Source organism: Bradyrhizobium sp. 31Argb (assembly GCF_043638955.1).
Classification (GTDB): Bacteria; Pseudomonadota; Alphaproteobacteria; order Rhizobiales; family Xanthobacteraceae; genus Bradyrhizobium.
Map to the genome: position 1 here is coordinate 1 of NZ_JBEGDB010000305.1, position 9,173 is coordinate 9,173.

7 protein-coding genes and 1 pseudogene are annotated in these 9,173 nt (G+C 65.2%); all 8 read left to right on the forward strand.

Features of this window, described 5'->3' with window-relative positions; translation table 11 throughout:
• The first annotated feature begins 119 nt into the window (after positions 1 to 119).
• Entirely contained in the window at positions 120 to 1,322 is a 1,203-nt protein-coding gene (locus tag AAFX91_RS35250; protein WP_394569616.1) for an MHYT domain-containing protein, read from the forward strand.
• Positions 1,323 to 1,496: 174 nt separating this feature from the next.
• Entirely contained in the window at positions 1,497 to 2,360 is an 864-nt protein-coding gene (locus tag AAFX91_RS35255) for a xanthine dehydrogenase family protein subunit M (protein ID WP_130582082.1), read from the forward strand.
• Positions 2,361 to 2,373: 13 nt separating this feature from the next.
• Positions 2,374 to 2,874, forward strand: a complete 501-nt coding sequence (locus AAFX91_RS35260; RefSeq protein ID WP_130582083.1) for a (2Fe-2S)-binding protein — start codon at positions 2,374 to 2,376, stop codon at positions 2,872 to 2,874.
• Complete coding sequence (locus AAFX91_RS35265; protein WP_394569617.1) at positions 2,871 to 5,291, forward strand: aerobic carbon-monoxide dehydrogenase large subunit; 2,421 nt, start codon at positions 2,871 to 2,873, stop codon at positions 5,289 to 5,291. The genes AAFX91_RS35260 and AAFX91_RS35265 overlap by 4 nt, the downstream gene beginning before the upstream one ends.
• The gene (locus AAFX91_RS35270) at positions 5,292 to 6,164 is read left to right on the forward strand and encodes a MoxR family ATPase (protein ID WP_130582085.1); all 873 of its coding nucleotides are present in this window, start codon (positions 5,292 to 5,294) and stop codon (positions 6,162 to 6,164) included.
• Positions 6,161 to 7,367 (forward strand): annotated as a pseudogene (locus AAFX91_RS35275) (VWA domain-containing protein). Before AAFX91_RS35270 ends, AAFX91_RS35275 begins: the two are co-directional and overlap by 4 nt.
• Before the next feature lie 12 nt (positions 7,368 to 7,379).
• Positions 7,380 to 8,207, forward strand: coding sequence for an XdhC family protein (locus AAFX91_RS35280; protein ID WP_394569618.1), 828 nt, complete (start codon positions 7,380 to 7,382; stop codon positions 8,205 to 8,207).
• A 21-nt stretch (positions 8,208 to 8,228) separates the two neighbouring features.
• Positions 8,229 to 8,735 carry a carbon monoxide dehydrogenase subunit G gene (locus AAFX91_RS35285; RefSeq protein WP_130584388.1) on the forward strand — a complete coding sequence of 169 codons (507 nt, stop codon included), beginning with the start codon at positions 8,229 to 8,231 and terminating at the stop codon, positions 8,733 to 8,735.
• The last annotated feature ends 438 nt before the right edge of the window (positions 8,736 to 9,173 follow it).

A 9,173-nucleotide genomic window follows, 5' to 3' on the forward strand; every position in this document is an offset into this window, starting at 1 on the left:
TAAACTCTAACCCCTGATGAGCCAGAGCCTCCCTTCTCGAAAAGCTTGATCTGTCTCAAATTATCTGACGACGGACATAGGGAGGGGCCAGCCCGTGGAGACGGGCGGCCGAGACGAGCATGTTCGAAGGACACGATCCCTATCTCGTCGCGCTGTCGGTGGCGATCGCGATCCTGGGTGGATATACGGGCTTCAGCCTGGCGGCGCGGATTCGCGGCACGCCGGGCGGCAGCAACCGCATCCTGCTCGCGGGCGCCGCCGCGTTTCTGGCTGTCGGCATCTGGACCATGCATTTCGTCGGCATGCTGGCCGCGCCGCTGCCGCCCGACACCGTCTATCTGGTCCTGCCTACGATCATCTCGTTTCTGATCTGCGCGCTGGTGGTCGGCATCTCCCTGTTCTTCGTCAGCATCGGCGAGCCTTCGCTCAAGCGCGTGGTCTCGTCCGCCGTTTTGCTCGGCGCCGGTATTGCCAGCATGCATTATGTCGGCATCCACGGCCTGTCCGGTCATTTCGCGATCGAACATGACGACGTGTTCGTCCTGCTGTCGGTGATCGTTGCGATGGTGACGGCCTATGGCGGCCTGCGTGCCTTCCTGGCACAGCAGGAGGGCTTTCGCTTGGTCGTCACTTCGATCATCTTCGGAGTCGCGGTTTCCGGCATGCACTACACGGCGATGGCCGGGATGCACTTCGTGCCGCTTGCGGCGGGAGTGCATCAGCATCTCGGCGGCGGGCTTGCTGCGTCGCAACAAATCCTTTCTATCATCGTTGCCGTGCTCTGCTTCGTGATCGCGGCTGGCTTCCTGCTGTCGCTGGTGCCCGAGCCGCGACGGCAGAATCTGGTTCCGGCCATGGCTGGCGATCTGGCGCCCCCGGCCGATGTGCTTGTGCCTGAACCGGTCGCGGCCGTTGCTGCACCGCGAATGAGCATGGCACCGCTCGGCGGTGTCGGCCGGCCGCCCCGTCCGGCGCCCGCGCCGCGGCTGCCAGTGGAAGGCGCCGACGGCACACACTTTATAGATATCGCGGATGTGCGCAGCGTCCGGGCCGATGCTCATTATACCCGGGTCCATGACGGGACCCGGGAACGGATGTGTCCGTGGTCGATCTCCGAGGCCGAGGCGCAGCTCGATCCCGCGCTGTTCATGCGGGTGCATCGCAGCCACATCGTCGCGATCCCGCATGTGGCGTTCGTTCGCAGGGAGGGCGATGGCGCGATCATCGAGCTCGGCGGCTCGTCGCCGCATCGCGTCCCCGTCAGCCGCGCCAAGATCGCCGAGGTCAAGGCGCGACTCGGTCTCAGCCGTCGCCATGCCTAGGCCCGGCTCCCGCAAATAGGTCGCGGCGGTTGACGCAATTCGTGTCTCGCCATCCGCATTTCGTGCGAAAAACCCCATTCCGTGCCCGAGCGATTGCGGTCGGGAAAAACCGGAGAGACCGTCCCGCCAACGTCCACGCGCCCGACCGGCGCCAAAGGACGATTGGAGGAAACGATGATTCCGGGACCTTTCAGCTATCACCGGCCGGCAAGCCTGGCCGACGCGGTCAAATTGCTGGCCGATCTGGGCGATGACGCCCGGCCGCTGGCGGGCGGACACAGCCTGGTGCCGATGATGAAGCTGCGGCTCGCCACACCAGCTCATCTGGTCGACCTTCACGATGTCGCCGATCTCAAGGGCATCCGCCACTATGGCAGCACGATCGTGATTGGTGCGATGACCACTCAGCACGAGCTGTTGGTCTCCGGGGAGATCCGGCAAAGCTTGCCGATTCTGCAGGAGGCCGCGGCCCTGATCGCCGATCCCCAGGTGCGCTACCGCGGGACTATCGGCGGCAATGTCGCCAATGGCGATCCCGGCAACGACATGCCGGCGCTGATGATGGTGCTTGGCGCGAATTTCCGGCTCAGCGGACCAGGCGGTGAGCGTGAGGTCGCGGCGAGCGAATTCTACCAGGGCGCCTATTTCACCGCGCTCGAGCCCGGCGAAATCCTGACGTCGATCTCGATTCCGGTGCCGCCGGCCGGTCACGGCTACGCCTACGAGAAGCTGAAGCGCAAGGTCGGCGATTACGCCACCGCCGCCGCGGCCGTCGTGCTGACCATGGCGGGCGGCAAGGTCGCGACCTGCGCGATCGGGCTGACCAATTTGCATGAGACGCCGCTGCTCGCGACCGACGCCGCCAATGCCGTCATTGGCACCAGTCTCGACGCGGCCACCCTGAAGCAAGCCGCGGCCGCCGCGGAAGCGATCATGGCGCCGGCGGCGGATACCCGAGGTCCGGTCGAATACCGCAAGCATGTTGGCGGCATCATGGTGATGCGAGCGCTGCAGCGCGCCGCTGGCCGCGCGGTGTAGAGGGAGAGAACAGATGGCAAAGACACATGTGACCATGAAGGTCGACGGCGCGGAGGTCGAAGGCCTGGTCGAGCCGCGCACGCTGCTCGTGCACTTCATCCGCGAGAACCTGCAGCTCACCGGCACCCATGTCGGCTGCGAGACCACCCATTGCGGCGCCTGCACCGTCGATCTCGACGGCATGTCGGTGAAGAGCTGCACGGTGTTCGCCGTGCAGGCCGATGGGTCCGAGATCACGACTATCGAAGGCATGGCCAATCCCGATGGCTCGCTCTCGGCGCTGCAGGAAGGCTTTCGGATGATGCACGGCCTGCAATGCGGCTTCTGCACGCCCGGCATGATCATGCGCGCGCATCGGCTGCTGCAGGAGAATCCGTCGCCGACCGAGCAGGACATCCGGATGGGCATGTCTGGCAATCTCTGCCGCTGCACCGGGTACCAGAACATCATCAGGGCGATCCAATACGCCGCCGCCAAGCTCAACAATGTCGAATTCAAGGAGGCCGCGGAATGAACGACATGACTCCCACGCGGGAACAACGCACCGCCGCACTCGAAGGCATGGGCTGCAAGCGCAAGCGCGTCGAGGACATCCGCTTCACGCAAGGCAAGGGCAACTATGTCGATGACGTCAAGCTGCCGGGTATGCTGCATGGCGATTTCGTCCGCTCGCCGCATGCGCATGCGCGCGTCAAGGCGATCAAGGCCGACGAGGCGCTGAAGGTGCCGGGCGTGCTGGCGGTGATCACCGCCGAGACGCTGAAGACCGTCAACCTCGCCTGGATGCCGACGCTCGCCGGCGACGTGCAGATGGTGCTGGCCGATGGCAAGGTGCTGTTCCAGAACCAGGAGGTGGCGTTCGTGGTTGCCACCGACCGCTACGCCGCCGATGACGGCATCAACAAGGTCGAGGTCGAATACGAGCCGCTGCCGCCGCTGATCGATCCGTTCAAGGCGATGGACCATAATGCGCCGGTGCTGCGCGAGGATCTCGCCGGCAAGACCACCGGGGCGCATGGGCCGCGCAAGCACCACAACCACATCTTCGAGTGGACCGTCGGCGACAAGGACCTGACCGATGCGGCGTTCCGCAAGGCCGAGGTCACGATCAAGGAGATGATCTCCTATCATCGCACCCATCCGTCGCCGCTCGAGACCTGCCAGTGCGTCTGCTCCTTCGACAAGGTCAAGGGCGAGCTGACGATCTGGGGCACCTTCCAGGCGCCGCACGTGATCCGCACCGTGGTGTCGCTGATCGCCAAACTGCCGGAGCAGAAGATCCACGTGATCGCGCCCGACATCGGCGGCGGCTTCGGCAACAAGGTCGGTGCCTACCCGGGTTACATCTGCGCGGCGGTCGCTTCCATCGTCACCGGCAAACCAGTGAAGTGGGTCGAGGATCGAATCGAGAACCTGACCGCAACCTCCTTTGCGCGCGACTACCACATGACGACCGAGGTCGCCGCGACGAAGGAGGGCAAGGTCACCGGCCTTCGCGTCCATGTGCTCGCCGACCACGGCGCCTTCGATGCCTGCGCCGATCCGTCGAAATGGCCGGCGGGGTTCTTCAACATCGTCACCGGCTCCTACGACTTCCCGACTGCGCATCTCGTTGTTGACGGCGTCTACACCAACAAGGCGCCGGGCGGTGTCGCCTATCGTTGCTCTTTCCGGGTCACGGAAGCGGCCTATTGCATTGAGCGCGCGATGGACATCCTGGCGCAAAAGCTCGGGATGGATCCGGCGGAGCTGCGGCTGAAGAACTTCATCAAGCCGGAGCAGTTCCCGTATCACTCGGCGCTCGGCTGGGAGTACGATTCCGGCGACTATCACACCGCCATGCGCAAGATGATGGAGACGACTGACTACGCCGCGCTCCGCAAGGAGCAGGCTTCGAGGCGCGCGGCGTTCAAGCGCGGCGAGACCCGCGAGATCATGGGGCTCGGCGTGTCCTTCTTCACCGAGATCGTCGGCGCCGGCCCGTCGAAGAATTGCGACATCCTGGGGATCGCGATGTTCGATTCCTGCGAGATCCGCATGCATCCGACCGGCGCGGGCATCGCGCGCATGGGCACCAAGAGCCAGGGCCAGGGCCACGAGACCACCTGGGCCCAGATCATCGCCACCGAGATCGGCATTCCCGCCGACAACATCCAGGTCGAGGAGGGCAACACCGACACCGCGCCTTACGGGCTCGGCACCTACGGCTCCCGCTCGACGCCGGTTGCGGGCGCCGCGATCGCAATGGCGGCGCGCAAGATCAAGGCGAAGGCGCAGATGATCGCCGCCTACAAGCTCGAAGTCCACGAGGACGATCTCGAGTTCGATATCGACGGCTTCCGCGTCAAGGGCCTGCCGGAGAAGTTCATGTCGATGAAGGACATCTGCTGGGCGGCCTACAACTCCGTCCCGCCCGGCATGGAGCCGGGGCTGGAAGCGGTGAGCTACTACGATCCGCCCAACATGACCTATCCGTTCGGCGCCTACCTCTGCGTGATGGACATCGACGTCGACACCGGCGTGTACAAGGTCCGGCGCTTCTATGCGCTCGACGATTGCGGCACGCGCATCAACCCGATGATCATCGAGGGCCAGGTGCATGGCGGGCTCACCGAAGCCTTTGCGATCGCGATGGGCCAGGAGATCCGCTACGACGACACCGGCAATGTCGTGACCGGCTCGTTCATGGACTTCTTCATGCCGACCGCGGTCGAGACCCCGCACTGGGAGACCGACTTCACGGTGACGCCGTCGCCGCATCATCCGATCGGCGCCAAGGGCGTCGGCGAGAGCCCGAATGTTGGCGGCGTGCCAGCATTCTCCAACGCTGTCAACGACGCCTTCTCGTTCCTGGGCTCGACCCACATCCAGATGCCGCACGATTTCTGGCGCAACTGGAAGGCGGCAAAGAATCTCGGAGCGGTCGCCTAGATGAAGGGACGTGAGGAGATCGCGCAAGCGCTGGCCGCATCGGGTTACATCGCCGATGCGGAGCTTGCGACCGCGATCTCGCTGATGCAATTGCTGCGGCGTCCGTTGCTGCTCGAGGGCGAGGCGGGCGTCGGCAAGACCGAGGTCGCGAAAGCGCTGGCGCAGGCGTATTCGACCGAGCTGATTCGCTTGCAATGCTATGAGGGGCTCGACCAGTCGGCCGCGCTCTACGAATGGAACTACCAGCGGCAGCTCTTGGCGATCCAGGCGCATCATGGCGAGGACGCCGACGCGGTCGAGGATCGGATCTTCTCCGAGAAGTATCTTCTCGAACGGCCGCTGCTCGCCGCGATCCGCCGCGCGCAGGCGCCGGTGCTGCTGATCGACGAGATCGATCGCGCCGATGACGAGTTCGAGGCGTTCCTGCTCGAACTGCTGTCGGACTTCCAGGTCTCGATCCCTGAGCTCGGCACTGTCTCTGCCATCACCATCCCGCATGTCGTGCTGACGTCCAACGGCACGCGCGAGCTTTCGGATGCATTGCGGCGACGCTGTCTGTACCATTACGTCGACTATCCCGATGTCGATCGCGAGACGCGCATCATCCTGGCACGGATTACGAACGCGAGCCCGTCGCTGTCGCTGCAGATCGCGCGCATGGTGCAGGCGATCCGCAAGGAGGATCTGCGCAAGGTCCCCGGCGTCGCCGAGACGCTGGACTGGGCTGCCGCGCTGGTTGGCCTCGATATTCGCGATCTCAACGATGCGCCCGAGACGGTGCATGAGACGTTGATCTGCCTGCTCAAGACTCATGAGGATCGCGCCCGCTTCACGCCGGAAGTGACGCGGCGGCTGTTGGGGAAGGTCGCATGAGCTGCTGTGGCACCAATCCGGGCTTCGAGGAGATCGACGAGGTCTCGCGCCTCGTCTCCGGACGGCTCGCCGTCTTCCTCCGGACGCTGCGCGACAATGGCTTTCGCATCGGCCTTGCCGAGGGCCGCGATGCAGCGGCGCTGATGGCCGAAGGCTATGCGGCGCGGCCCGGATTGTTGCGGTCGGCGTTCAAGCATCTGTTCTCGGCGCGGAAGTCGGATTGGGAGAAGTTTGACGGGCTGTTCGATGCGTTCTGGCTCGGCAGGCGCGTGCGCTCGCGGCCGCGGACGATGGCGTCGGGGCAGGCGGCGAACAGCCCGTCGCTCAAGCGCCTGCAGGATAGCCAGACTGAACCGAGCGGCCAGTCGGTGACCGACCAAGTGCCGTCGTCCGACGATGCGCCCGAGGGGCAGAGCGGCGAGGGACGGATGGAAGGCGCCTCGCGCGCGGAAAATCTCGCCGAGGTCGATTTCCGCAAGCTCGCCGATCCCGAACAGGTCGCCCAGGCCCACGAGGCTGCAGCGCAACTCGCGAAGGTCATGCGCACGCGATTGACGCGACGGGACCTCGCGCGGCGGCGCGGCTACCGGCTCGATCTCCGCCGCACCATCCACCGCAACATCAGCCATGGGGGGGTGCCGATCAGCCTGGTGAAGCGGCAGCGCAAGGACAAGCCATTGCGGCTGATCGTGCTGCTGGATGCGTCGGGCTCGATGAGCATGTACACCAGCGTATTCCTGCGTTTCATCCACGGCGTGCTCGACGAATTCCGCGAGGCCGAGGCGTTCCTGTTTCATACCCGTCTCGCTTACGTCTCCGACGCCATGAAGGAGAAGGACGCTGGCCGCGCGCTCGACCGGCTCTCGATCATGGCGCAGGGCGCGGGCGGCGGCACAAGGATCGGCGAGAGCCTGCAGACGTTCAACCGCTGGCATGCCGCGCGCGTCATCCATTCGCGCAGTTGCGTGATGATCGTGTCCGACGGCTATGAGACCGGCGATGCGAGCGCTGCTCGGCCGCGAGATGGCCGCGCTTGCACGGCGCTGCCGCCGCATCGTTTGGCTCAACCCGATGATGGCCTGGGAGGGTTATGCGCCGGAGGCGCTCGGCATCAAGGCGGCGCTGCCGCATGTCGATCTCTATGCGCCCGCCAATACGCTGCAGAGCCTGCGCGCGCTCGAGCCCTATCTGGCGAAGCTCTAGAGGAGATTTCCGATGACTGCTCATGTCGAAGTCATGGACCTGGTCGCGCAGATGAAATCGGCCGAGCGGGCCTTTGTGCTCGCGACCGTGGTGCGTACGGTCTCGGTGACGGCGGCGAAGGCCGGCGCGAAGGCGATCATCGCGCCTGACGGCACCATCGTCGCGGGCTGGATCGGCGGCGGTTGCGCGCGAGCCGCGGTGCTGAAGGCGGCGCGCGAGGCGCTGGCCGACGGCGCGCCGCGGATGGTGTCGGTGCAACCGCAGGATCTGCTCGCCGAGCTCGGCGTCAAGGCCGGCGAGAGCCGCGAGGGCATCCGCTTCGCCAGCAACATGTGCCCGAGCCAGGGCACCATGGATATTTTCGTCGAGCCGGTGCTGCCGCATCCTTCGCTCATCATTTTTGGCGCGAGCCCGGTGGCGATGTCGCTTGCCGCGCAGGCGCGGACGCTCGGCTATCACGTCACGCTCGCCGCGCCCGCAGCCGATGTTCCCGCCAAGCCGGATGCCGACGAGCGGATCGATGGCTTCCAGTTGGGCGAGCTGAACGACGCCAAGCGCTTCATTGTGGTGTCGACGCAAGGAAAGGGCGACGAAGCCGCGTTGCGCGCAGCGGTCGCGATCGATGCCTGTTATCACGCCTTCGTCGGCAGCCGTCGCAAGATGGCTTCGCTGCGCGCGAAGCTGATCGGCGAGGGCGTGGACTCTTCGCTTGTGGACCGCGTCAAGGCGCCGGCCGGCCTCGACCTCGGCGCCATCACGCCGGAGGAGATCGCGATGTCGATCCTGGCCGAGATCACGATCGAGCGGCGGCGCGGCCAGCGCCTGCCGGTGTCCGCCTGAGGTGACCTGAAGGAACTGATCATGCAGATGAACGATAGCCAGCGCATCCCCGCGTCGAAGGAAAAGGTGTGGGCGTTGCTGAACGATCCCGCGGTGCTCAAGTTGTGCATTCCGGGTTGCGAGGCGCTCGAGATGACATCGCCGACCGAGATGACCGCGACCGTCGTCATCAAGGTCGGACCGGTGAAGGCGTCCTTCGGCGGCAAGGTGACGCTATCCGATCTCGATCCGCCGAATAGCTATCGCATTTCGGGCGAAGGCTCCGGCGGCGTCGCCGGATTCGCCAGGGGCGGCGCGACGGTGCGTCTGGAGGCGGAGAGCGCAGATGTCACGGTGCTGCATTACGAGGTCGATGCGCAGATCGGCGGCAAGCTTGCGCAACTCGGCTCGCGGCTGATCGACTCCACGGCCAAAAAGCTCGCCGGCGAATTCTTCACGCGCTTCGCCGCTGCGGCAGGCGGGACGCCGGATGCGGCGCCGGCGGAAGCAGGCGAGAAGAAGGGCTGGATCGCAAGCCTGATCTCGTGAGGGTTTGCGCGCGAGTAGGGTGGGCAAAGGCGCGAAGTGCCGTGCCCACCATCAAGCACTCCGCCCGTGATGGTGGGCACGCTCCGCTTTGCCCACCTTACCGATGTCGTCCCTGCGAAGGCGGGGACCCATAACCACAGGGAGGCGTTGTGGCGTCGGCAAGTGGTTGCAGCGGAGCACATCATACAGGCCTGTGGTTATGGGTCCCGGGTCAAGCCCGGGACGACGCGGGGGTGAGTTCTGATGCAAATGTCAAACAGCGTGAGGATGTGAACTCACGTTCTCGCGACGCGATGCGCCCGAGCTTTGCTTTACTTTCCACCCTCCTCGATATCAGAGGGCGCAGGGAAAGCCGGGTGCTGGTTGCACCCATGGGTCCCGTGCAACAAAAAGCACGGGGGTAGGACCACAGGTTCAACCGAAGCATTCCGGCTTTCC